Source organism: Desertimonas flava, from assembly GCF_003426815.1.
Taxonomy (GTDB): domain Bacteria; phylum Actinomycetota; class Acidimicrobiia; order Acidimicrobiales; family Ilumatobacteraceae; genus Desertimonas; species Desertimonas flava.
On sequence record NZ_QKYK01000002.1, the window covers coordinates 359,516 to 383,883 of the forward strand.

The window sequence follows — 24,368 nt, forward strand, 5'->3', positions numbered from 1 at the left end:
GGCGATGGCCCGGGTGTGGGCGTCCGCTCATCGTGATCACACGTCGGGCCCGACTTCAAGGGGCGAACGCGGCCCCGGACCCGCTCTGTGACACCCCTTCGCCATAATCGGAGCCGTGGAATCGAGCGAGCAGCGGTGACGCTGTACGTGCACCAGGGCAACCACCTGGAGGTGCTGGCCGACGGGCTGGCCGCCGTGTTCGCCCAGCCGCTCGACGATCCGTTCCGGTCCGAGGTCGTGGCCGTGCCCACGGCCGGGGTCCGGGACTACCTCGTCCGACGCCTGGCCCGTCGCCTGGGCGTGTCGGCCAACACCGAGATGCTCTTTCCCGGTCGCTTCGTCGCCCGGGTGCTCGGTCGGTCCGCCGAGGCAGACGACCCGTGGCACATCGATCAGCTCACCTGGACCGTGCTCGGGCTGCTCGAAGACGGAGTCGTCGAGGTGCCCGGCTGGGTGGCGGCCACGACCCGTGGCCATTCGCGACGCGTCGCCGTGGCCCGGCGCATCGCCGACCTCTTCGACGGCTACGGCGCCAATCGCCCGCAGGTGTTGCAGCAGTGGGCGGCGGGCGCCCCGGGCGACGGGACTGTGCGGGACGACGGCCTGGTCGGCGGTCTCGACCACGACGTCGAGTGGCAGTTCCATCTCTGGCGGGCGGTTCGCGAGCGGATCGGCACCCCCAGCCCGGCCGAGGAGCTCCCCGCGGCGATGGCCGCCCTGCGGGCCGACCACGACCGGAGCGACCTGCCCTCGCGAGTGGCCTGGCTCGGCTTGGCCAGCGTCGCCCCGGCGCGGATCGAGCTGCTCGATGCCCTCGCCACCCAGCGCGACGTCCACCTGTTCGTCATGCGACCCTCGGGTGCTCAGTGGGACCGAGCCGAGCGCGTCCCGGCCGGTCGCCCCACCCCGCGCCGGCGTGCCGACGAGGACACCACGCCCGACCTCGATCGCAACCCGCTGCTGCGGTCATGGGGCCGAGCGACCGCCGAGATGGCGGCATTGCTCACCGGCGCTGGCCAGCCGGTGCCGCCGGTCGATCGCCCCCGCACGGCGACGACGCTGTTGGCGGCCGTGCAGGCCGATATCGCCGCCGATCGGGCGCCGGCGCCGGCCGGCGTGGGGATCGACCGGTCGCTCCAGGTGCACGCCTGCCACGGGGTCACGCGCCAGCTCGAGGTGCTGCGCGACGCCATCGCCCATCTGCTGGCCGCCGACCCAACACTGCAGCCGCACGACGTCGTCGTCCTCTGCCCCGATCTCGCCCGCTTCGAACCGTTCGCCGCCGCCGTGTTCTCGCGCGGCAGCCTGCCCGTCCCACTCACCGTCACCGATCTCTCGCTCGGCAGCGAGAACCCGGTGGCGGCGGCGTTGGCCCAGATCCTGCGTGTCGTCGCCGGACGATGCACCGCCGTCGACCTGCTCGACATCGCCACGCTGGAACCCGTCCGCCAACGTCTCGGCCTGGACATCGACGACATCGACCGCATCACCGGATGGATCGAACGGCTGGGCACGTCGTGGGGCGTCGACGCTGACCAGCGCCTGGAGTGGCTCGGCGACGATGCATCCGCGCCACGAGGTGTTGCGTCGCGCGACGCACTCACCGCCGGTACGTGGGAGGCCACCTTGCGGGCGCTGTTGAGCGGCGTCGCCATGCCGTCGCCCAGCCCGCGGGTGGTCGCCCTCGACGGCGTCGAGGTCGTGCCCTTCGACGACATGGGCGCCGACGCCGCGGCAACGGCCGGCCGCCTGGCCGAGCTCGTCGCTCGCCTGCGTCACGTGCGGCACCTCGTCGCCACGCCGCGCCCCGTCGCCGGCTGGTGCGACGTGTTCGTCGAGGCGCTCGCCCTCACGTGCGCGACCGACCGCAACGACGCCTGGCAGGCCGCCGCCGTCATGGCTGCCATCGACGACCTCCGCCGCTCCGCCCAGGGCACGGCGGGGGAGGCCGTCGAGCTCGAGGCGTCCGACGCCCGCACCCTGCTCGACGGCATCGTCGATGCCCACCACGGCCGCCTCCGTCTGCGCACGGGCGGGGTCACGATGTGCGGGTTGGCGCCGATGCGCAACGTCCCGGCCCGCGTTGTGTGCGTCCTCGGGTTCGACGAGGCCAGCCTGCGCCCGCCCGGCATCGACGGTGACGATCTGCTGGGCCGCCGGCCGTGCGTGGGCGAACCCGACCGTCGCGGCGAGCGGCGCCAGTTCGTACTCGACGCCCTCCTCGCCGCCGACGATCACTTCATCGTCGTCTGCGACGGCAGCGACATCACCACCAACCGCACGGTGCGCTTCGCCGTGCAGCTCAACGAGCTCCTCGACACCGCCGACGCGACGCTCGGCGTTGTCACCGGCGGGGACGCCGACTCGCCGGTGGTCGTACGGCACCCGCTGCGCAGCTACGACGAGGCGAACTTCGCGAGCGGTCGGGCCGGCCTCGGGCCGTCGGCCGCCGCCGGCGCCCCGTTCGGCTTCGACTCGGCGATGCGGCACGCGGCCATCGTCCGCCGGACGGCCGACGACGTCGGCACCGGGTCGCTCCTCGACCGCTGGAACATCGGCGCCGAGCCCGTGCCCGACGTCGTGCGTCTTGCTCACCTCGTCCACTCGGTGTCACGCCCGGCCCGCACCCTGCTTCGTGACCGCCTCGACCTGCGATTGCCTGTCGAGGTCAGCGAGCTCGACACCCGCATCCCGCTGTCGGTCACCCCGCTCGAGGCGGCGAGCATGGGACGCCGCCTGCTCGACGAACTGCGGCGAGCGGCTCCCGCCGACGCCGATGCCGAGGTGGCCGTCCTGGCCGAGTGGCGGCGGTCGGAATCGCTCAACGGTCGACTCCCGCCCGGACGGCTCGTCGATCAGTCCCTCGACGCGGTCCAGCGCCAGGTCATCGCGGTCGTCGACGCCGCCACCGAGCAGCTCGGCGGCATCGACCGGGCTGCCCTGCTGGCCGCCCCCGACTCGGTGGAGGTCGACCTGACGCTCCCGGTCGGGGCCACCGTCCTGCCGGCGTTGCCACCGCTGTCGGTGCGGCTGGTCGACACGCTCGCCCACATCGTGCACACCGACCGCTTCGGATCCGTGGTGTGCCGCCTCAGCTACACCCGGGCCCGAACCCGTACGCATCTCGAGGCGGCGATCCACCTCGCCGCCGCGGTGGCCGCCACCGGACGGACCGACTGGTTCGCCGTCAGCGCCACGCGCGGATCGAGTGGCGTCAAGGCGGCGGTCAGCGTGCTCGGCGTCACCGGCCAGGGCGACGAAGGAATCGCCGACGCCCGCCGCCTCCTCGCCGCCGCTGCCGAGATCCACCTCGCGGCCCGGCGCAGCGCCATCCCGCTCTTCGAGGAGACGTCCCGGGTGCTCCACGAGACCGGCACCCTGCAGGAGGAGCCGTTCCGCGGTAACGATCAGTACAACAAGCGCGCTGATCTCGCCGACATCGACACCGCGTTCATCTGGGACAGCGTGCCCATCGCCGACATCCTGGCCATGCATCCGTCTCCGCAGGTCTATGCCGATCTCCTCTGGAATGCCGTCGACGACTTCGTGTTCGACTGGAGCGCCGCCAATGCGGCGAGCACCCGGAAGGGATCGCGCTGATGGCCCGCGCCACCGCTCGGCCGGCGGCGTTCGACCTCGCCGGTCCGCTTCCGCGCGGCCGCACCGTCGTGGAGGCCAGCGCGGGTACCGGCAAGACGTACACGATCTCGGCGCTGATCGCCCGCTACGTCGCCGGCGAGACGAGTGGCGCCGGCCACGACCTCACCGCCGGGTTCGGCATCGACCAGATCCTCGTCGTCACGTTCACCAGAGCGGCCGCCGCCGAGCTGCGAGACCGCATCCGCCAGAAGCTCCAGGCCGCCGCCGACTTCCTCGAGGGCGGTCCGCTGCCGGCCACCGACCCGTGGATGGCGGTGTTCGACGAGGGCTCGCCACGCCTCCGGCACCGCCGAGCGCTGCGGCTGCGCGACGCCCTGCACCGCTTCGACGAGGCCGTCATCACCACCATCCACGGCTTCTGCCAGCAGGCGCTCGCCCAGGCCGGGCTGCGCGCCGCCGGCGACCCGGGCGCCCAGCTCGTCGAGAACGATCACGACGTGGTCGCCGAGGTCTGCCGCGATCTGCTGGTACGCGAACTGGCCGACGATCCGTTCCGGCTGTCGGTCGACGAGAAGGGCCGGCCGATCGAGTGGGTCGACGGCAAGGTGAAGCAGGCGGACGTGGCCAATCGGCAACCCCACGGTCCCGAGAAGGTCGAGCGGGACGTCATCGCCGCCGTCCGGACCGTGCTCACCAACGCCGGCGCCACCACCATTCCCGATCCGTCGATCGGCGGCGTCGCCGGGCGGTGGGCGGCGATCATCCACGAGGCGGTGACCGCGATCGGCCGGCGCCAGCGCCAGCGCAGAGAGATCGGCTACGACCGGCTCGTCTCCGATCTTCGGGACGCGCTCGCCGACCCCGTGGTCGGCCCGCCCCTCGCCGAGCAGCTCGGCAGCCGGTTCCCCATCGTGCTCGTCGACGAGTTCCAGGACACCGATCGCGTGCAGTGGGAGATCTTCCAGCGGGCGTTCGGCGACCGGCGTCTCATCACCGTCGGCGATCCGAAGCAGGCGATCTACCGGTTCCGCGGCGCCGACGTGCACGCCTATCTCGACGCCGTGCGGACGGTCGACGCATCGAGCCTGGCCGTCAATCACCGCTCCGACCGCCGCCTGCTCGACGGCTTGGCCGTGCTGTTCAACGGTGCCACACTCGGGCACGATCAGATCGCCGTCCATCGGGTCGACGCCGCGCCCTCGGCGCAGCGTTCCGCCGTCGCCGAGCCCGGCCGCGATCGTGGTCTCCGGGCCTCCATCCACATCCATGCCGTCGCCGACACCGACGCCGTGGCCCACACCAGCAAAGGGCACCTCGAGTCGGGGGCCGTGCAGCGCCTCGTCCTCGCCGACGTGGCGTCGCGGGTGCGCAGCCTGCTCGACGGCGCCACCATCACCATCGCCGGGCCCGACGGAACGAGCCAGTCCCGGCCGGTGCGGCCCGGCGACATCGCCGTGCTCGTTCCGTCGCAGCGCCGGGCTGCCGACACGGCGGCGACGTTGCGCGAGTGGGGCATCCCCACCGTGCGGTCGCGCACCGGGTCGGTGCTCGAATCCGAAGCGGCGCTGCAATGGCGCCTGCTGCTCGCCGGTCTCGCCACGCCCACCCGGGCCCGGGTGGCTCGGGCTGCCGGCCTGAGCTGGTTCTTCGATCTCGACCCGGCCGCCCTCGCCGACGTCGATCGTACGCTCGGTGTGGAGTCGGGCCCGGGCGGCGACGTCGGCGACACGCCGCTCGCCGCGCTGCAGCGCCACCTCGCCACGCTGGCCCACCGGCTCCGCACCGACGGCCTCGGCGCCTTCTACGAACAGTTGCGCACCGAGTCGAAGCTGTTCGACGTCGTGCTCGGCGCGCCGAACGGCGACCGCAATCTCGCCGATCTCGACCACGTCGCCGACCTGCTGGTCGGCGAGCTGCGCGGCCAGACGCACGAGCCGCTGCACGTGCAGCAGACCCTCGACCGCCTCATCGCCGACGCCGAGACCGAGGGGCCGTCCGAGGCCACCATGCGACGCATCGAGACCGACGATCACGCCGTGCACATCACCACCATCCACTCCGCCAAGGGGCTCGAGTACCCGATCGTGCTGATGCCGTTCGCCTACGTCGAGCGGCCCAACACGCAGCGCCCGTACGTGTTCAACGCCGTCGATGGAACGTCGCCCGACGGATCGGGGAACGGCGGGGTCGGCAGCGGAGGGTCGGCGATCCGGTACGTCGACGTGGCGTCGTGGGTGGCGTGGGTGGACGGGTTCGACGAGGGCAGCAAGCCCGGCGACACTGCCGCCAAGGTGCGCGCCGCAGCGGCCAAGGCCGACGTCGACGGCGATGGCTTGCGCACCGTCTACGTGGCGATGACCCGGGCCCGTCACCGCCTCGAGCTCTGGTGGGCGCCGACGATGCGTTCGGCCACGTCGCCGTTCGGACGGCTGCTGCTCGACCGCGAGGGTGCCGGTCCGGTGCAGAACTCGCCGGTCGACCACGAGTACACCAAGCGTGGTGGCGCGGCGGCCCGCGAACAGATCGACGTGCTGGCCGCGGCGTCCAACGGCACGATCGCCGCCTTCGACGTGCCGGTCGATGTGCCGATCCGCCGGCCGCTGGCGATGGGAGGACCCGAGCGCGAGGAGCTCCTCGTGGCCGACGACGGCGGCCGTCATCCGCTCGCCAACCCCACCTGGCGGTCGTGGTCGTTCACCGCGGTCACCGCGGCAGCGGCCGGCCACGAACGGACGCCGGACACGGCGGGCCCGGTCGGTGGCGCGGACGAGCCGGCCGATCCGGCCGACGGTGAGGTGCCGATGCCTCCCACCACGCCGTCGGGCGCCGAGGCCGCCCCCGCGCCAGAGCGAGCAGCCGTGTCGGTTCCGCTCGCCGACGTGGTGGGTGGCACGACGTTCGGCACGATGGTCCACGAGATCTTCGAGCAGCTCGACTTCACCGATCCGGCGCTGCCGAGCAAGGCGCGGCGACTCGCCGAGGACGGGGCCCGGGCGGCCGGTCTCACGCTCGACGCCGCTGCCGTCGCCGCCGGGATCAGCGCGGCGGTGGCCACCCCGCTCGGTCCGCTGTTCGACGGCCGGGCACTCTCGTCCATCTCCCCGCCCGACCGTCTCGCCGAGCTGACCTTCGATCTCGAACTGCCGCGGCTCGTTCCCGCGGCCCGCATCGGCGAGGTGCTCACCTCCACCCTCGCCGACGACGACCGGCTGCGGCCCTACGGCGCCGAGCTGGCCGCCGCCCTCGACCCGGTGTCGATCACCGGCTGGCTCACCGGGTCGATCGATGCCGTGTTCCGCGTGGCTGAGGACCACTTCGTGGTCGTCGACTACAAGACCAATCGCCTGCATGCGCCGGGCACCACCGACCCCGGCGAGGTGCTGGCGCCGTACCGGCCGGACCGTCTCGTCGACGCCATGACCCACAGCCACTATCCGCTCCAGGCGCTGCTCTACAGCGTGGCCCTCCACCGCTACCTCTCCTGGCGGCTCGGCCCGGCCTACGACCCTGAACGCAACCTCGGCGGCATCGCCTACCTCTTCGTTCGAGGCATGGTGGGTCCGGCCACGCCGACACTCGACGGTGAGTCCCACGGCGTGTTCTCCTGGCGGCCCCCGGTGGCCACCGTGCTCGCCCTCGACGACCTGCTCGGCGGAGCTGAGCGATGAGCAACCTCGGCGGAGCTGAGCGATGAGCGGCCTCGGCGGAGCCGAGCGATGAGCGCGGTGTTCGTGCCGGCCGACGCCGCGGCCCTGCGCGGGTTCGCCGCAGCTGGGGTGCTCGGCTCCACGGAGGTGCATGGTGCGGCGGCTCTCGTACCCGGAGCCGACGACGACGTGCTGGTGGCCACCGCTCTGGCGCTGTGGGCGCCCCGCCACGGACACGCCTACGTCGACCTCACCACCGCTGCCGAAGACGTGGTCGCGGCAGTCGCCCGGGCCGGCACCGACGACCGGGGCGACGCCCAGGCGCTGCGCGCTGCGGCGCTCGACTCGCTCGTCTGGCCCGATCCCGCACGGTGGGCCGAGCGGCTCGCCGGCAGCCCGTTCGTGCGTACCGTGGGGGACCACGAGGCGTCGCCGCCGCTCGACGACCGGCCGCTCGTGCTCGCCGGCACCCACCTCTACACCCAACGCCAGTGGGTCGACGAGTGTGTCGTCGCCACCGCCCTGCGGCGCATGGCCGTCGGCGTCGAACCGCTCCCCGCGGCTCCGCTCGCCGACCTGCTCGATCCGGCCGGCGACCAGTACGCCGCGGCGGCGACGGCGCTCGAGCGCCGGCTGGCCGTCATCGTCGGCGGTCCCGGCACGGGCAAGACCTACACCGTCGGGCGCCTGCTCGCTGCCTTGCACGCCGGATGGCCGGGCAGCGAGGCCCCGCGTCTCGGCCTGGCCGCACCCACCGGCAAGGCCGCCGCCCGCCTCACCGAGTCGATCCAACAGGCGCTGGGATCCGACGACGACCGGCCGTCCGTCCCCGACGCCGTCACCGTGCATCGCCTGCTCGGTCCCCTTCCCGACTCCCGCACCCGATTCCGGCACCACGCCGGCAACCCGATGCCCTACGACGTGGTCGTCGTCGACGAGACGTCGATGGTGCCGCTGCCCCTCATGGCGCGACTGGTCGACGCCGTCGCCGACGGCTGCCGCCTCGTGCTGCTCGGCGATCCCGACCAGCTCGAGAGCATCGAGGTCGGCGCCGTGCTCGGCGACATCGTCCGGGCGGCTGCCGATCCGGCCTCGCCGCTGCACGGCTGCGTCACCCGCCTGCGCCGGCAGTTCCGCACCGGGCAGGACTCACCGATCGGTCCGCTGGCCGACGCGGTGCGTGATCAGCACCCCGACGACGTTCTGTCGCTCCTTCGTGCGCACGCGGCCGATCCCGAGTCGCCGGTCTCGTTCGTCGAGATCGACGACGCCGTCGACCCGGCCCCGGCCGCGGCCGACGCCGTCCGTGCGGTCGTGGCCCCGGCGTTCGCCGACGCGCACCGGGCGGCGGCCGCCGGCGAACGCGACGCGGCGCTCGCCGCGCTCGACCCGGTCCGCATCCTGTGCGCGCACCGCCGCGGCCCATTCGGCGTGGAGACGTGGAACGACCACGCCGAGCGGTGGCTGTTCGAGCGGCCGCCCTCGGTGCGCGACTACGTGGGCCGCCCGCTGCTCGCCACGCGCAACGACCCGCGCACCGGCATCGTCAACGGCGCCACGGGGATCGTCGTCGCCGGCGCCGGGAGGCTGCCCCGTGCCGTGTTCCGACGCGGCGGCGAGACGGTCGACTTCGCCCCGGCCGAGCTCGACGAGTTGGAGACCGCCTACGCCATGACCGTGCACAAGACACAGGGGTCGGAGTACGACGCGGTCGTGCTCATCCACCCGCCGGCCGACTCACCGCTGGCCGGCCGCGAGCTCCTGTACACGGCCATCACGCGGTCGTCGCGCCGGCTCGTGGTGGTGGCGTCGGCGGCGGCGATCCGCCGGGCCGTCACCAACCCGGCCCGCCGCCTCACCGGGCTCAGCGAGGCCCTCGCCGCTCCCCGCTGACGATCTGGGCACCGACCGTGTCATTCGGCGATCTGGGCACCGATCGTGCCGGATCTGCGACGATCGGTGTCCAGATCGATATCGGCCGGGACCGTGTGAGCAGCGGTCAGCGGACGAGGGTGGAGCCGCCGCTCGGCAGCTTGCGCACCTCGATGCCCACGGGGAGCTGGCGTTTCATCGTCTCCACGTGGGTGATGACGCCGACCATGCGGCCGGTGGCGTGGAGCCCGACCAGCGCGTCGACCGCCTCGTCGAGGGCGTCGGCGTCGAGTGACCCGAAGCCCTCGTCGACGAACAACGCCTCGTGGACATCGCCGCTCTGACTGACGACGTCGGCGAGTCCGAGCGCCAGGGCCAGCGCAGCCTGGAACTGCTCACCACCCGACAGCGTGCTGGGCGGGCGGGGACGGCCAGTGTCGGCGTCGTCCACCACCAGATCGAGCCCACTGCGGCGGGCCCCGACCCCACTCGGCTCGTCGCGCCGCAGCGAGTACCGGTGCCGGGTCATGCGGGCGAGGTGCACGTTGGCGGCCGCCGTCACCCGGTCGAGCTCGCCGGCGAGCACCCACGTCTCGAGCTGGACTCGCGTGAGGTTGTTGCCGTTGAGCGTCTCGAACACCACCCGCGCCGTGTCGTAGGCGGCGACGGCATCGGCCGACGCGCCCTCGAGGCGCTCGGCGCTGGTGAGCGCCACCGACGCGTCGGAGAAGCGGACGTCGAGCACCTGGAGCCGGCCGGCCGCCGCCTCGGCGGCGGCGCGGGACTGGGCCCGTGCCTTCGCCAGCACCTCGACGTCGGGCCGCTCGTCGGGGATGGCGACCTCGTCGAGGGCGGCCAGGCGGGACGAGACGTCGGCCACCGACGCCCGCCACGCCTCGATCCGGGCGGTGAGGCGGGCCAGCTCGTCGGCAGCCATCGCCACGGCGAGGGCCTCGGAGGCGTCGGCGAAGCCGCTCGCCGCCACCGCGTCGGCGAGGAGCGTGGCGGCCTGCGCGGCGGCGCCACGGGCGCTGGCAGCAGCCTGGGCGAGCGGCTCGAGCCGCGACACTGCCCGTTCGGCACGTCGTACCAGGTCGAGCCGATTCTCGATGTCGACCGCGGCGACCTCGCCGGCGCGGGCTCGTAGCTCGGCGGCCGCCTCGCGCTTGGCGGCGTGCTCGGCCACCGCAGTGGCGTGGCGGCCGGTGAGGGCCGGCAACCGCTCGGTGGCCTCGGCGAGCTCCTTGTCCACTCGGGCCAGGGCGAGGTCGAGGCGGACCACCGCGGCCTCGGCATCGGCGGCCAGGCGGTGTGCGGCGAGCGCCGCCTCGTGGCGCTGGCGCAGCACCTCGATGTCGGTGGCCCGCTGCGGTCCGAGGCGCCGCAGGTGGTCGTCGATGCGGGCGAGCACGTCGTGCAGCGCACGGGTGGCCTCGTCGCGCCGGTGCTTGGCCCGGGCGAGGTCGTCACGGGTGACCGCGGTGCTCGGGTGGGCGGATGCCGGTGCCGGATGCTCGGGGCTGCCGCAGACGGGACACGGGTCGCCAGGGGTCAGGCGGGCGGCGAGCTCGGGGGCGACGTCGGCGAGGAACTGCGACGTGAGCCGGTCGAGGGTGGCGTCGGCATCGGCCTCGGCCGTGCGGGCGATCTCGGCGTGCGAGGCGAACTCACCGACCTCGGCCTTGAGCGTGAGGACCTCGGCGGTCGCGGCCACCTCGGCCGCGCACCGATCGATCCCGCTGGCGACGGCGAAGCGCTCGATCCGTTCCGTCTCGAGCGGGCCGCGGCGAGCCTCGAGGTCGGTGACGAGGCGACGGCCGTGCTCGAGGGCGTTGGCGGCCCCCGCTTCGACCGCGGCGAGACGGTGCGTGGCCGCCTCGGCCTCGGCCGCCGCCTTCACGACGGCGAGCTGGTCGCCCAGCACCGAACGCAGATCGGCCAGCCGGGTGGGCGCCCCGGCCAGTGGCTCGGCCTCGATCCCCGCGGCGACGATGGCGTCGACGGCCACCGCCTGGGCCCGCTCGAGCGCCTCGGTGGCGTCGCGGTGTGAGGCGTCGGCGGCGACGTTGGCGCGGTGGGCGGCGACAACCGGCGCGGCCCGTTCGCCGCACCGGCCGCGCTCGGCGTCGGCGTGCATCGTGGCGGCGTCGGCCTGCAGCGTGGCCAGGCGGCGACGCAGTTCCGCTCGGCGATCCCAGTCGGTGGCCACGGCGATGGCCGCCGTGTGGACGTCGCGTGCCGCCTCGGCGGCGGCCGCCGCGGCGACGGCTGCCGTGCGGCGATCGTCGATGTGCGGCGCGAGATCGTCGAGTTGCCGCCGCAGTCCGGCCAGGTCGCCGGCGACGGCCGGAACATCGTCGTCGTCGTGGAGCGCGCCGAGCAGTTCGGCCACCGCCGCGGTGGCGTTGGCCCGGTGACGCTCGACCTCGCCTCGGGTGGCGTCGACTGTCTCGCGAGCGGCGGCGACGCGGTCACGCGCCAGCAGCGTGGCCCGCTCGTAGAGCTGGGTGCCGAACAGGTTCTGCAGCAGGGTGCGCCGCGAGGCCGTGTCGGACATGAGGAACTCGGCCCACTTGCCCTGGGGGAGCAGGACGACGCGCTGGAACTGGGCGGCGGTGAGCCCGACGAGTTGCTCGCAGCGGGCATTGACCTCCTGGGGCCGGCTGGCGATGGGTTCGAGCGTGTCGCCGACGACGCGGTAGAGGGCGGCCTTGGGCTGCTCGACGGTGGTGCCCCGGCCGCGCTGCTTGGGGCGCTCGTGGCGGGCCGTGCGCTCGACGCGGAAGCGTCCGGCCGCGGTGTCGAAGGTGAGCGCAGCGGTGGTGCGGGTGTGACGGTCGGCGTGGTGGGAGCGGACGTGCTCGAGCCGTTCGCCGGGGATGGTGCCGAAGAGGGCGAACGTCATGGCGTCGAACAGCGTCGACTTGCCGGCGCCGGTGGGGCCGCACACGACGAACAGGCCGTGCTCGGCCAACGGGGCGAAGTCGACCACCTCGGTGCCGGCGTAGGACCCGAACGCCTGGAGCTCGAGCTCGACGGGCCTCATGACACGCGGCTCACGGAGTGGCCTCGGCGAGGGCGGCGTCGAGCAGTTCGTGCAGCATCTCGCGCTCGGCGTGGGTGGGCGGACGATTGGTGACGTCGGACCAGAACGAGGTGGCCGCATCGAGCGGCGACAGGCGCGAGCGTGCCGCGGCCGGCGCGGGGTCGGCGACGGTGTCGGGACCGGCGGGCGGTTGCAGGACGATCTCGGTGACGAAGCGATAGCGGTGCAGGAGCCGGGCCTTGGCGTCGAGGACGTGGCTGGGGTCGGTGAGTACCGCCCGGACGAAGTGGTGTTCGGCGTGGGCGTGGCGGGGGGACATCAGCAGGTCGTCGATCGTGCCCGTGAGGGTGACGACCGGCCGGCCGACGGGCACCGGGATCTCCGTGGTGGTGCACCGGCCGGTGGGGTCGACGTCGACGATGACGACGTGCTTGGCGTGCGTCTCGGAGAACGAGTAGGGCAGGGGGGAGCCGCAGTAGCGGCGGGTGGGATCGGCGCCGACGAGTTGCGGGCGGTGCAGGTGGCCGAGGGCGACGTACGAGAAGCCGTCGAACGTGGTGGTGGCGACCCGTGGTGAGGTGCCGACGGCCAGCGCGCGCTCGGAGTCGGACTCGATGGCCCCGGCGACGAAGGCGTGGGCGACGGCCACCGACCGTGGCGCGCCGACCCGGCGGTGGAGGGCCGCCTTCAACACCGTCTGGTGGGTGGGGCGCCTCGGGGCGTCGTCGGGGTCCGGTTCGTCCCGTGTGGCGGCGGCCGAGACCCCGAGGTCGAAGGCCAGCTGGGCCGGGGCATCGTGGTCGGGCAGTAGCGGGAGGTCGGGCGCCCGACGGCGGTGGACCGGTTGGTTCGGGGCCATCACGGGGTCGAGGTAGGGCACGGCGACGACGTCGAGCGGACCGTCGGAGAACTCCAGCGTGACGGTCTCGCCGGCGCGGGCGAAGCCGCCGCGGATGATGACACCGGCGGCGTCGGTGAGGCCGTCGGCGGCGGCCACGCGGTCGGGGCTGTCGTGATTGCCGGCGATGGCGACCACCTTGGCGCCGGCGCCGACGATGCCGGTGAGGGCGTGGCGCAACAGGTTGACCGACTCGGTGGGCGGGATGGCGCGGTCGTAGAGGTCGCCGGCGACGACGACGAGATCGATGGATTCCTGGCCGACGACATCGACGAGCCAGTCGACGAACGCGGCCTGATCGGCCGCCAACGACACCTGGCCGAAACTGCGGCCCAGATGCCAGTCGCTGGTGTGCAACATCCTCACGGCCCCAACCCTAAAGAGAGGGTGTCACAGAGTTCGCGGATGCGAGGTCAGTCGGCAGCGGCGACGGCGGGAGGTGCGGCCGCGTTCGCCTCGGGGTCGCCGCGCACGCCGAATTGGTCCCGCGCCAGCCAGACGCCGACGCCGACCAGCGTGAACATCAAGATGGCGCACACCGTGTAGGCGACGGTGCGGCCGGCATGGTCGTAGGTGATCCCGGCGATCACCGCGGTGACACCCGCGACCAGTACCTGCATGCCGCCCAGCACACCCTGTGCACCCGCCTGGCGCTCGACCGGCACGACCAGGCCCACGGCGACACCCGTGCTCGACACGGTGAGGCCGTCGGACACCGAGTGCACCATGGCGATGGCGAACATCGCGACGCCGGTCGGCACGAGGCCGTACATGAGCATGAAGCCCGACCCGAGCAGCAGGCCCACCGTGGCCACACGGAAGGGCCCGACACGCTGGGCGAGCCGACCGCCCGTGGACCCGAAGATCACCAGCGGCAGGGCGAACAGGCTGATGCCGAGATTGGCGATCCACTCCGCCGTACCGAGGTCATCGAGGGCGACCGACCACAGCGCGTCGAAGGTGCCGATCATCAAGAACACGGCACAGCCGAGGGCGACCGCCCCGGCGAACGGACGGATGCGCAACAGGTCGAACGCCAGTCGCTGCGTCGGCGGCTCGACCGTCTCGGACACGTCGATGCGGGCGATGAACGGCACGGCGATCGCCGAGGCGGCGGCGGTGACGAGGAACGGTGCCGGGATGCCGAGTGGTCCGACGAGCACCGCGGCGATCGCCGGGCCCGCCGCGAACCCGGCGACGTCGGCGGAGAGGAGGCGGCCGAGGTTGCGCCCGATGTCGTCGGGATCGGCGAGGATGACGATGCGGCGCAGCGCCGGCACGGCCATGCCGACACCGATTCCCATCACGAAGCGACCGAGCAGGAGCGGCACGATGGTGGTGGCTGCGGCCATCGCCACGAGCGACACGACGTTAATGACCAGGCCCATCACGACGAGGCGCCGGGCGTGGCCCCGGTCGGCGAGGGGGGCGATGGTGGTCTGGGCCACGAACCCGGCGATGAACCCGATGCCGATGACGCCGCCGAGGGCCGACTCGCTGATGCCGTACTCGTCGCGAATGTCGTCGAGCATGGCGAACAGGGCGCCGTAGCCGGCAGCCAACAGGCCCCCGACGAGACCCAGCATGATGGTGAGGCGGCGCGCACGGGACTGCACGCTTCCGACCGTACCGGTGGTGGTGCCCGGTTCCGGCGGTCGGAATCCGCCCGCTGGAGTATCGGCCCGTCAGTGCCCGACGTCGACGCTCGGCTCAGCCGACGTCGCCCGATGACGCGTCGAACCCGCCATCGTCGGAGGCTCCGATGTCGGCCACATCCGCCGTCGTGTCGGCGAAGTCGCCCGATGTGTCGGCGAAGTCGTCGGTCGTGTCGCTGAAGTCGCTCGGGGCGTCGGTGGCGAAGTCGTCGGTCGTATCGGCAAGGTCGCTCGGGGCGTCGGCGGCGAAGTCGTTGCTCGTGTCGGCGAAGTCGCCCGACGTGTCGGCGGTGAAGTCGCTCGGGGTGTCGGCGGTGACGTCGTGGGACGTGTCCGCGAGGTCGCTCGCCGTGTCGGCGAAGTCGCCGGCCGTGTCGGCGAAGTCGCCGGCCGTGTCGGTGAGGTCGTCCGACAGAACGACGACGTCACTGGAGGGGTCGGCCAGCACGCCACCGAGGTCGCTCGACCCGCCGGCGAGTTCGTTCGACATCTCCGCCGGGTCGCGAGACGCGTCGGTGACGTCGTCGGGACCGTCGCCGTCGGAGGAGCCGTCGGGATCGAACGACGGATCGACGAGCGAGCTGACGTGCCCCTCCGCGGGCGGCGACGCCGCAGTCGCCGAGTCACCGCCGAACGGGTTGTCGTCGGGGCCGACGGCGATCGGTGTGACGGGCGGGGTGGGGGCGTCGTAGGCGTTGCCGCGCTCGGCCGCCTCCTGGGCGAGCCGCCGGTGTTCGGCCGCCGCCTGGCGAACCCGCTCCACGCCCGGCACGCTGCGGGCCTCGAGGTCAGGCAACTCGGCCTCGAGCCGCTTGGCCTCGCGAAGCTCGGCCGCCGCCGTGCGGTACTCGGCCGCCTGCTGCTCCTGCTGGTCGAGGATGTCCTCGTACTCCTTGGCCCGCGTCTGGGCCGCCGTGCGCTCCGCGTCGAAGGCCTCTTTCTCACCGGCCAGCCGGGTCGCCGTCGCCGTGGCCGTCGCGGCCGCGGCCCTGGCGTCCTCGGCTTCCAAGCGAGCGGCCGTCGCTCGCACGGCCAGTCCCTGGGCCATCTCGGTCGCCTCGGCGGCGAGCGCCGTGTCGCCTGTTGCCTTCGCCGCGTCGGCCTGCTTCCACGCCTCCAGTTCCTTGTGCCGGAACTCGTTGGCGCGGGTGTCGGCCTCCTGGGCCTGGCGGTTCGCCTGGGTGGCCGTCGCTTCGGCGGCGACCCGATCACGATCGGCGGCCGACGCCTTCGCCGTGGCGGCGCGGGTGGCGGCGAGGAAGTCCTCGTGGGCGGACATGCGGGCGGCCCCAGCCCCCACCTCGAGACCGAGCGCCTCCTCCTCGAAGTCCTCCGGCGTGGCGTTCACACTGTCGAGCAGCTTGCGGTCCTCGGGGAACAGCACCGGCTCGGGCCCGGGCGCCGTGGTGATGTAGCCGATGTCGCCACGCGGGCTGAGATCGAGGGTCTGGCCGCCCTGGAGCGCGGCGACGAGCCGACCGCTGTCGATCTCGGCCTCGAGCACGGCCCGCATCTCGGCCGCCACCTCGCCGGTCGGCGGGGTCGAGTCGTCGAATCGCGTGTACTCGACCCGTCCGTCACTGTGGATCCGGACCTGAGCGCCTTCGGAGATCGCCCGTTCGATGAGCAGGCGTTGCTGCTCGCTGAGGTTCGGGTCGGGGTCGTAGAGGACGATCGAGCGGTGATCGGCCCGATGGGCCGACATCTCGCCGTCGGGCTGAACGGTAACGCCGTAGCCGCTGCGCGCCAGCTCGATGACGTGGCCCAGCTTGGACTCGATCCATGCCTCCTGCTCCTCGGTCATCGGCGAGCCGGCCTCGGCCGACACGTACACCTTCCCGTCGGACGCCAGCGTGGCCCGCTTGCCGGCGCGCAGCGCGTCCCGCATCAGCCGGAGGTCGCCGTCGTCGCCGATCACGTCGCGAGGGGCGGTGGGGATGTCGCGAGGGGTCGCCATGCCGCGACGGTAGAGCCGGTCCCCGATCCCCGTCACCGGGAGAATCCCCGGATCCCGCCGGTTGTGTTCACGACCCGCAGTCTGTGCGGGTGTTGTTCACCGCGGCGCGTGCGGTGGTGCGGGTCGTGTTCACCACCCGCAGCCCGTGCGGGTGGTGTTCACTTCCGCGGGTCGCCGGCGCGTCGTTGCTTCTGGCTTCGGCTCCGCTTCGCTTCGCCGGCGCGTCGTTGCTTCTGGCTTCGGCTCCGCTTCGCTTCGCCGGCGCGTCGTTGTCTCCGGGCGCCGGCTCCGCTTCGCTTCGCCGGCGCGTCCGTATCCTGCCGGGGTGATCCTCCTCGACGCCGTCGACCTGTCGGCCGCGCGGCCCGGCCGGCCGCTGTTCTCGGGCTGCTCGGTCACCGTGTCCACCGGGGATCGCCTCGCCATCGTCGGCCTCAACGGCAGCGGCAAGTCCACGCTGCTCCGCCAGCTCGCCGGGCTGAGCGACCTCGAGACCGGTGTCGTGCGGCGAGGTCGGGGCGCCCGGGTCGTCGTGCTCGACCAGGACGCCGTGCTGCCCGGTGTGACCGTCGACGACGCCGTCGGTCCCAGCTGGGAGGCGGCGGCGATCCTCGATCGCGTCGGCCTGGGCGGCCGTGGGGGAGACCGCCTCGACACCCTGTCGGGCGGCGAGGCCAAGCGGGTCGCCCTCGCCCGCGCCCTCGTCGAGGTCGGTTCCCCCGAGGATTCCGACGAGGTCGTGTTCATCCTCGACGAGCCCACCAACCACCTCGACATCGACGCCATCGCCTGGCTCGAGGATCGCCTCGCTGCTCACCGGGGCGCCGTCATCCTCGTCACCCACGATCGCCATGTGCTCGATCGGGTCACCAATCGGATCCTCGAGCTCGACCGCGGCAAGACCTACGTCCACACCGCGCCGCCGAGTGGCCCGGGGGGTTCGGGCCAGAGCGGCTACGCCACGTACCTCGAGAACAAGGCCGAGCGTGAGGCCCAGGCCGAACAGGCCGAGTCCGTTCGCCGCAACCTCGCCCGCACCGAGCTGGCCTGGCTGCGCCGGGGTGCTCCCGCCCGGACCAGCAAGCCCAAGGCCCGCATCGAGGCCGCGACGGCGCTGGTCAACGCCCGTCCCGAGGCCGCAGCCCGGGCCGGCGACCTCGACCTGGCGTTCGGCACGGCCCGGCTGGGCGACACGGTGATCGACCTCGCCGGTGTCGGACACCGTTGGGGCGACGACGCGCCGTGGCTGTTCCGCGGCGTCGACCTGTCGCTGGATCCGCGCGAGCGCCTCGGGATCATCGGGCTCAACGGCGCCGGCAAGTCGACCCTGCTCGACGTGATCGCCGGGCGCCTGGCCCCGACCGAAGGCTCGGTCACCAGGGGCGTCACGGTCGCCCTGGGCGTCTACGACCAGCGGGGTCGCGAGCTCGACCCGGCGATGACCGTCGAGCAGGCCGTGGCCGGCCCGCATCGCCGGCCGGACTGGGAGGACGCCCGCTTCCTCGAACGGTTCTGGTTCGACGCCGACGCCCAGCGCGCGCCCATCGGGCTGCTCAGTGGCGGTGAACGCCGACGCCTGCAACTCGTGCTCACGTTGCGGGCCAAGCCCAACGTGCTGCTCCTCGACGAGCCCACCAACGACCTCGACCTCGACACCCTGCGCGTCCTCGAGGACCTGCTCGAGGACTGGCCCGGCGCCGTCGTCGTGGTCAGCCACGATCGGGCCTTTCTCGAGCGCACCGTCGCCGACGTGCTGGTGATCGACGAGCACACGCCGGGTCGACGCGTCGCCGGCGGGTTCGGCGGCTGGCTGGAGCGGCGCAGAGCGGCCGCCGCGGCACCGCCCAAGCCGTCGGTCCCGCGGCCGGGACCCAAGCCGGCCGCCGCCCCGTCGGCGTCCCGGTCGGTGCTGTCGCGGCAACTGCGCGAGCTGGACAAGGAGATCGCCGCCCTCACCCGGCGGCGCGACCGGCTCGCCGACGAGCTCGGTGCCGCCGGCACGGACGTCGACGAGATCGTGCGTCTCGGCACCGAACACGAGGCCGTCGAGGCCGAGCTGGCTGCCGCCGAGGAACGCTGGCTCACCGTCGCCGAGGCGCTCGAGTCGGCGTCCGCCTGAGCCGCGGCCGCAGCGCCCGGCGCCGGTCGGCGCCGGCGGGTGCGATGAGTCGGAACAGCGCATGGTGCGGTCCAGGCTCATCGCGGTGAGCGCCTGACTCGTCCGCGGGCGTGGTCCCGAGGAAGCGCCTACTCTCACGATCCACATGGAGGAGACCGCCAGGGACGTGATCGCGGTGGTCGTGGTCGTCGCTGCGCTGGCATCGCTGGCCCGTCGCAGCGGGCGCACGGCGCCGCTGGTGCTCGTCGCCGGCGGCGTGCTGGCGTCACTGCTGCCGTTCGTCGACGAGGTCCGGGTGTCGAGCGACCTCGTGCTCATCGGGTTCCTCCCGCCGCTGCTCTACGCCACGGCGATCCGCACCTCGCTGTTCGACGTGCGGGCCAACGTCCGCCCGATCGCCCTGCTGTCGGTCGGCCTCGTCGTGTTCACGATGTTCGGCGCCGGCCTCGTGGCGTGGTGGGTGTTGCCGATCCCGTTTCCCGCCGCCCTCGCCCTCGGCGCGGTCGTCGCTCCGCCCGACGCCGTGGCGGCGACGGCGGTCGCCCGCAAGGTGGGCATGCCCCGCCGCGTGGTGACGATCCTCGAGGGGGAGAGCCTCGTCAACGACGCCACGGCCATCGTGTGCCTGCGCACGTCGGTCGCGGCAATCGGCGGCAGCGTCACTGCGTTCGAGGTCACCCGCGACTTCGCCCAGTCGGTGCTCGGTGGCGCGGCGGTGGGGCTGGTGGCGGCGATCGTGCTGGCCAAGGTGCGCGGCCACATCGGCGACGCCGTCACCGACACGACCATCTCGCTGGTCACGCCGTTTGCCGTCTACATCGCCGCCGAGGAGGTGCACGGTTCGGGGGTCCTCGCCGTCGTCATCACCGGCTTGATCCTCGGGCACAAGGCCGAACGCATCCAGTCGCCGACGTCGCGCATGGTCGAGCGGGGCAACTGGTCGACCGTGCAGTTCATCCTCGAGAACACGGTCTTCTTCCTCGTCGGCCTGGAGGCCCGCACGATCGTGCGCGATCTCGGCGAGAACACCCTGTCGGGCGCCCGTGTCGCCGGCGCCGCGCTGGCCGTCCTCGGCGCGGTGATCGTGCTCCGTCTGATCTGGGTGCGGGCGATGACGCCGGCGACGTCGTGGCGGGTGTCGACGCTGGTGGGGTGGGCGGGCATGCGCGGCGTGGTCACGCTCGCCGCCGTGCTGGTGATCCCCACGGAGACACCGCACCGCGAGGTGCTCATCCTCATCGCCTGGACGGTGGCCGCCGGCACGCTGTTCGTCCAGGGGTCCACCCTGCCGTGGCTCGTGCGGCGCCTGGGCGTCCGTGGCCCCGATCCGGCCGCCGACGCCCTCGCCGAAGCGCGTTTGCTGCAGACGGCGGCCGCGGCGGGGGTGCGGGCGCTCGACGACGTGCTCACCGGTGACGAGCCGCCGGCCGTGGTGGATCGTCTCCGTCGGCGCGGCTTCGAGCGGGCCGACGCCCGGTGGGAGCGCTTCGGTGGCGGAGGCGAGACGCCGAGTGCCGTCTTCGCCCGGCTGCGTCGGGTCATGCTCGACGCCGAGCGGGGCGCCGTGCTCGCCGAGCGCGGCGAAGGCACCGCGCCCGACGAGGTCGTGCGCCGGGTGCTGTCGATCTTCGACGTCGAGGAGTCGATCCTCATCGCCGGCGACCGATGGAACTCCGCCGACCGTGACGACGATCTCGTCAACGAATCCGTCGGCGGGGCGTCAGCGTGCGACCACCTCCGCGACGCGGCGACGCTCACCGAGCCGTCGCCGTCGTCGGACCACTGCGAGGCCTGTGTGCGCGAGGGCACGGTGACCGTGCACCTGCGCATGTGTCTCACCTGCGGCAACGTGGCCTGCTGCGACTCGTCGCCGGCGCGGCACGCCGACCGGCACTTCCGCGGCACCGGCCATCCGGTGATGCGCAGCGTCGAGCCCGGCGAAGCCTGGCGCTGGTGCTACCTCGACAACACGCTGGGATAGCTCGCGCCGAACCGGTCGCGAGACGATCAACGCGCGGACGCCGAAGGGGGAGGCTCGGAGGGGGATTCCCCCTCCGATGCGGCGATCAGCGCAGCTTGCTGCGCCGCCGCCTCTTTCGATTCTTCGTGCGAGCGCAGCGAGCTCAAAGCAAACTCGCCGCAGCGGAGCGAGCGCAGCGAGCGATGCGGAGCGAGGACGAAACTATGCGGCGGCTTCCAGGATGTGGACGCCGCAGGCGGAGCCGAGGCCGATGACGTGGGCCAGGCCGACCTTGGCGCCTTCGATCTGGCGGTCGCCGGCCTCGCCGCGGAGGTGATGGCACACCTCCCAGATGTTGGCGATGCCGGTGGCGGCGATCGGATGACCCTTCGACTGCAGGCCGCCCGACACGTTGACCGGCGTCGTGCCGTCGCGCCACGTGGCGCCGGAGTTGAAGAACTCGGCGGCGCCGCCGGGCTCGCAGAGGCCGAGGTTGTCGTAGTGCACCAGCTCGGCCGTGGCGAAGCAGTCGTGCAGCTCGACGAGGTCGAGGTCCTCCGGGCCGACGCCTGCGAGCTCGTAGGCCTGCTTGGCGGCGTTGCGGGTGAGCGTGTTGACGTTGGGCAGCACCTGGCAGCCGAGGTCGTAGGGATCGCTGGTGAGGATCGACGCCGACACCTTGATCGCCCGCTTCTGCTGCTCCTTGGACAGAGACTTGAGCCGCTCGCCCGACGTCACCACCGCGGCGGCCGCGCCGTCGCAGTTCGCCGAGCACATCGGCCGGGTGTTCGGGTAGGCGATCATGACGTCGTTCTTGATCTCGTCGAGCGTGAAGCGCTTCGAGTAGGCGGCCAGCGGGTTCAGCGTGGAGTGGGCGTGGTTCTTCTCGCTGATGCGGGCGAACAGGTCGAAGTCGGCACGCGATGATGGAGAGTCGTAGCGGCGGGCGTACTCCATGCCGATCTGGGCGAAGACGCCGGGCATCGTGTCGGTGCCGATCCGCCCGTCCACCGGGGCGACGGCGCCGAAGCGGCCCTTGGGCTCCCACGTGTTGCTGTCCTTCTTCGCCTGGCCGCCGCCACCGAGGAGGCCTGCGCCGGCCAGCTTCTCGACGCCGAACGCCAGACCGAACTCGGCCTCGCCGGACTTCACGCCCATGATCGCCGTACGCAGCGCGGTGGCGCCGGTGGCGCAGGCGTTGGCCACGTTGTACACGGGGATGCCGGTCTGGCCGACCTGCTTCTGCACCTGCTGGCCGACACCGGCCGACGCGTTCATCAGGCTTCCCGCGCCGATGATGCCGATGTCGGCCATCGTGACGCCGGCGTCGGCCAGGGCGCCCTGCACGGCCTCGCTGGCGAGGTCGACGACGTCACGATCGGCGTGCTTGCCGAACTTCGTCATCGTGATGCCGAGGATCCAGATGTCGTCTGCGTTGCCAGCCATGTCAGTTCGCTCCTGTCGTGGGTTCGAAGCCGAAGCTGATCGCCTCGGTGCCGTTGTCATCGGTGCCGATGGGGAACGTCGTCAGGCGCACCGGCAGACCGAGCGGCACGTTCTCGGGCGTCGGCTCGACGTTCACGACGTTGCCCCGCACAGGGGTGCCGCCGAGATCGACCACCGCCGAGACGAACGGCACGGGGATGCCCGGGGCTGCGAAGGCGACGATGGTGTAGGTCTCCACCGTGCCCTCGGTGGGCAGGTCGACCTTGGTGAACTCGGTACCGAAACACTTGGCACAGGCGTTGCGTCGATCGAAGTAGCGGGCTCCACAACCGGTGCACTCGTTGGCGACGAGGTGGGGGGAATCCCCGAGAACGAGGTAGTCGACGAGCGGGACCTGGGCCGGGGCCTCGGGAGCTTCGGTGGCCGTATCTGACATGGTCGCGACGCTACCGACGCGCCGCCCATCGGATCGCACCGAGCGCGGTCGGTCGTCGGCAAACTGGGCCGATGATGTGGACGGTCGCCGCGTGACACCCGCTGTTGTCGCTCTGGAAGCGGCGGGCATCGCCTTCACCCTGCACCAGTTCGACCACGACCCGTCGGTGCGCGACTACGGGCGAGAGGCCGCGGACGCCATCGGCGCCGATCACGACCAGGTGTTCAAGACCCTGCTCGTCCTCACGTACTCCAGCGACGGAGCCGGCAAGCCGGCGGTCGCCATCGTGCCGGTGAGCTGCCAGCTGTCGTTGAAGCTGGCCGGCGCGGCGTTCCGCACCAAGCGCGTCGAGATGTGCGACCCGTCTCTCGCCGAGCGCACCACCGGGTACGTCGTTGGCGGGATCAGTCCGCTCGGGCAGCGCAAGCGCCTGCCGACGGCCATCGACGAGACGGCCGAGCTGTGGGACACGATCTACGTCAGTGGGGGTCGCCGCGGCCTCGACATCGGCGTCGCCCCGGCCGACCTGGTCCAGCTGCTCGACGCCGTCGTCGCCCCGCTCACGGCGTAGCCGCGGCGCTGATCCAACCCATCCGAGTGTTGGGAGTCCGGCCCGTGGGCATTCCACACTCGGGCGCGCTTCAACACTCGGATGGGTGGGGGAGGGTCAGGACCAGGCGGCCCAGCGGTACGTACCGTCGAGCGCGGTGCCGTCGATCGTGAGCACGCCGTCGGCGTCCACCCAGAGCAGATGGGTGGCCGCGGCGTTGAGCGAGGCGCTCCGCGTGCCGGCCGGCAGCGTGGCGGCATCGGGCCCGGCGGAGGACGGGGTCAGCGTGGCCGGATCGAGCCGGAGGAGCACGGTGTCCATCGTCGGCTCGAGCGGGATGTCGACGACCACCACGGCGCCGTCGAGGTCGGTGCCGACGAAGTAGAAGTTCGGCTGACCGCCCTCGCTCGCCGGAGCCGACGTGACCAGCGATCCCGACGCCACGTCGTAGGAACGGAACTCGAACGACTGGGTGTCGGTGGCCCCGAACACCACCACCTCGTCGTCGTTGATCCACGCGACGTCGAACGGGGTGAACGAGTCGCTGTCGCCGTCGTCCACCGCCGCCGTCTCGATGACCGACGACTCGCCGGACTCGATGTCGACGACGACGATCGAGGTGCCGAGCACGTGGGCGAGCGATGCTCGGTCGGGGCTCGTCACCGGCGCGCTGCCGTCGAAGCTGTCGGTCTCGCCGCCGTCCGCGGTGGCCACATGGATCGTGCCGGGGGAGCAGCACACGCCGACGAACGCCGTGGAGCGGTCGGCGTCGAGCGCCACCCCGTCGACGTAGTCCGCGCCCACGTCCAGGACGGGGAAGGGCTCGCCCGCCGCCCCGTCTTCGGCGACGGGGATCACGACGACCCGGCCATCGTCGGTGACGGCGACGATCCGCTCGGAGGGATCGAAGGGGGCCGCCGGGTCGGTCAACGGCGCCGGCACGTCGCCGGGAGCCGGTTCGCTGGACGCCGGTCCACTGGCCACCGGTTCGCTGAGCACGGGTTCGCTGGACATCGACCCCCCTGGTCCCGATGGACCCGTTGCCGGGTCGCTGGGCGGCGTCGAGGTCGCCCCGGCGACCGATGCGATGCCGACCGCGGCCGCCACGGCCGTCCCGACCAGGACGGCAGGCACGGTGCGGCGGGCAGCAAACGGGCGGCGGGTCCGGGGAGCCCGGTGGGA

General features: G+C 72.9%; 13 protein-coding genes. 6 read left to right on the plus strand and 7 right to left on the minus strand.

The features are described from left to right. The first annotated feature begins 135 nt into the window (after positions 1 to 135). The 3 genes from DN771_RS04315 to recD are packed head-to-tail and all read left to right on the plus strand — an operon-like array spanning position 136 to position 9,140. Positions 136 to 3,600, plus strand: coding sequence for an exodeoxyribonuclease V subunit gamma (locus DN771_RS04315; protein WP_162941510.1), 3,465 nt, complete (start codon positions 136 to 138; stop codon positions 3,598 to 3,600). Next, positions 3,600 to 7,268 carry a UvrD-helicase domain-containing protein gene (locus tag DN771_RS30650; RefSeq protein WP_116996079.1) on the plus strand — a complete coding sequence of 1,223 codons (3,669 nt, stop codon included), beginning with the start codon at positions 3,600 to 3,602 and terminating at the stop codon, positions 7,266 to 7,268. The genes DN771_RS04315 and DN771_RS30650 overlap by 1 nt, the downstream gene beginning before the upstream one ends. A gap of 48 nt (positions 7,269 to 7,316) precedes the next feature. Beyond that, positions 7,317 to 9,140, plus strand: coding sequence for an exodeoxyribonuclease V subunit alpha (recD, locus tag DN771_RS04325; RefSeq protein ID WP_116996080.1), 1,824 nt, complete (start codon positions 7,317 to 7,319; stop codon positions 9,138 to 9,140). Positions 9,141 to 9,246: 106 nt separating this feature from the next. On the opposite strand, the gene DN771_RS04330 is transcribed toward recD, so the two are convergent. From DN771_RS04330 to DN771_RS04345, 4 genes are all read right to left on the minus strand, one after another. Continuing rightward, positions 9,247 to 12,165 (minus strand): AAA family ATPase, encoded by a 2,919-nt coding sequence (locus DN771_RS04330; protein ID WP_162941511.1) that lies wholly within the window; start codon positions 12,163 to 12,165, stop codon positions 9,247 to 9,249. Between the two features lie 10 nt (positions 12,166 to 12,175). Beyond that, complete coding sequence (locus tag DN771_RS04335; protein ID WP_116996082.1) at positions 12,176 to 13,423, minus strand: metallophosphoesterase family protein; 1,248 nt, start codon at positions 13,421 to 13,423, stop codon at positions 12,176 to 12,178. 53 nt (positions 13,424 to 13,476) lie between these two features. Continuing rightward, the gene (locus tag DN771_RS04340; protein ID WP_116996083.1) at positions 13,477 to 14,679 is read right to left on the minus strand and encodes an MFS transporter; all 1,203 of its coding nucleotides are present in this window, start codon (positions 14,677 to 14,679) and stop codon (positions 13,477 to 13,479) included. Between the two features lie 94 nt (positions 14,680 to 14,773). Continuing rightward, positions 14,774 to 16,675 (minus strand): hypothetical protein, encoded by a 1,902-nt coding sequence (locus tag DN771_RS04345; RefSeq protein ID WP_162941513.1) that lies wholly within the window; start codon positions 16,673 to 16,675, stop codon positions 14,774 to 14,776. Between the two features lie 325 nt (positions 16,676 to 17,000). Between DN771_RS04345 and DN771_RS04350 the strand changes: the two genes are divergently transcribed. Next, positions 17,001 to 18,794 carry an ABC-F family ATP-binding cassette domain-containing protein gene (locus tag DN771_RS04350; protein ID WP_162941514.1) on the plus strand — a complete coding sequence of 598 codons (1,794 nt, stop codon included), beginning with the start codon at positions 17,001 to 17,003 and terminating at the stop codon, positions 18,792 to 18,794. A gap of 145 nt (positions 18,795 to 18,939) precedes the next feature. Further along, positions 18,940 to 20,775 (plus strand): cation:proton antiporter domain-containing protein, encoded by a 1,836-nt coding sequence (locus DN771_RS04355; protein ID WP_116996086.1) that lies wholly within the window; start codon positions 18,940 to 18,942, stop codon positions 20,773 to 20,775. Between the two features lie 201 nt (positions 20,776 to 20,976). On the opposite strand, the gene DN771_RS04360 is transcribed toward DN771_RS04355, so the two are convergent. Beyond that, the gene (locus tag DN771_RS04360) at positions 20,977 to 22,200 is read right to left on the minus strand and encodes a thiolase family protein (RefSeq protein WP_116996087.1); all 1,224 of its coding nucleotides are present in this window, start codon (positions 22,198 to 22,200) and stop codon (positions 20,977 to 20,979) included. A 1-nt stretch (position 22,201) separates the two neighbouring features. After that, on the minus strand, positions 22,202 to 22,636 hold the full coding sequence (locus DN771_RS04365) for a Zn-ribbon domain-containing OB-fold protein (protein ID WP_116996088.1): 435 nt from the start codon (positions 22,634 to 22,636) through the stop codon (positions 22,202 to 22,204). A gap of 91 nt (positions 22,637 to 22,727) precedes the next feature. On the opposite strand from DN771_RS04365, the gene ybaK reads away from it, so the two are divergent. Then, a complete protein-coding gene (gene ybaK, locus DN771_RS04370) occupies positions 22,728 to 23,207 on the plus strand; it encodes a Cys-tRNA(Pro) deacylase (protein WP_205528416.1) in 480 nt (159 codons plus the stop codon). 96 nt (positions 23,208 to 23,303) lie between these two features. On the opposite strand, the gene DN771_RS04375 is transcribed toward ybaK, so the two are convergent. Continuing rightward, positions 23,304 to 24,200, minus strand: a complete 897-nt coding sequence (locus DN771_RS04375; RefSeq protein ID WP_162941515.1) for a hypothetical protein — start codon at positions 24,198 to 24,200, stop codon at positions 23,304 to 23,306. Between the last annotated feature and the right edge of the window lie 168 nt (positions 24,201 to 24,368).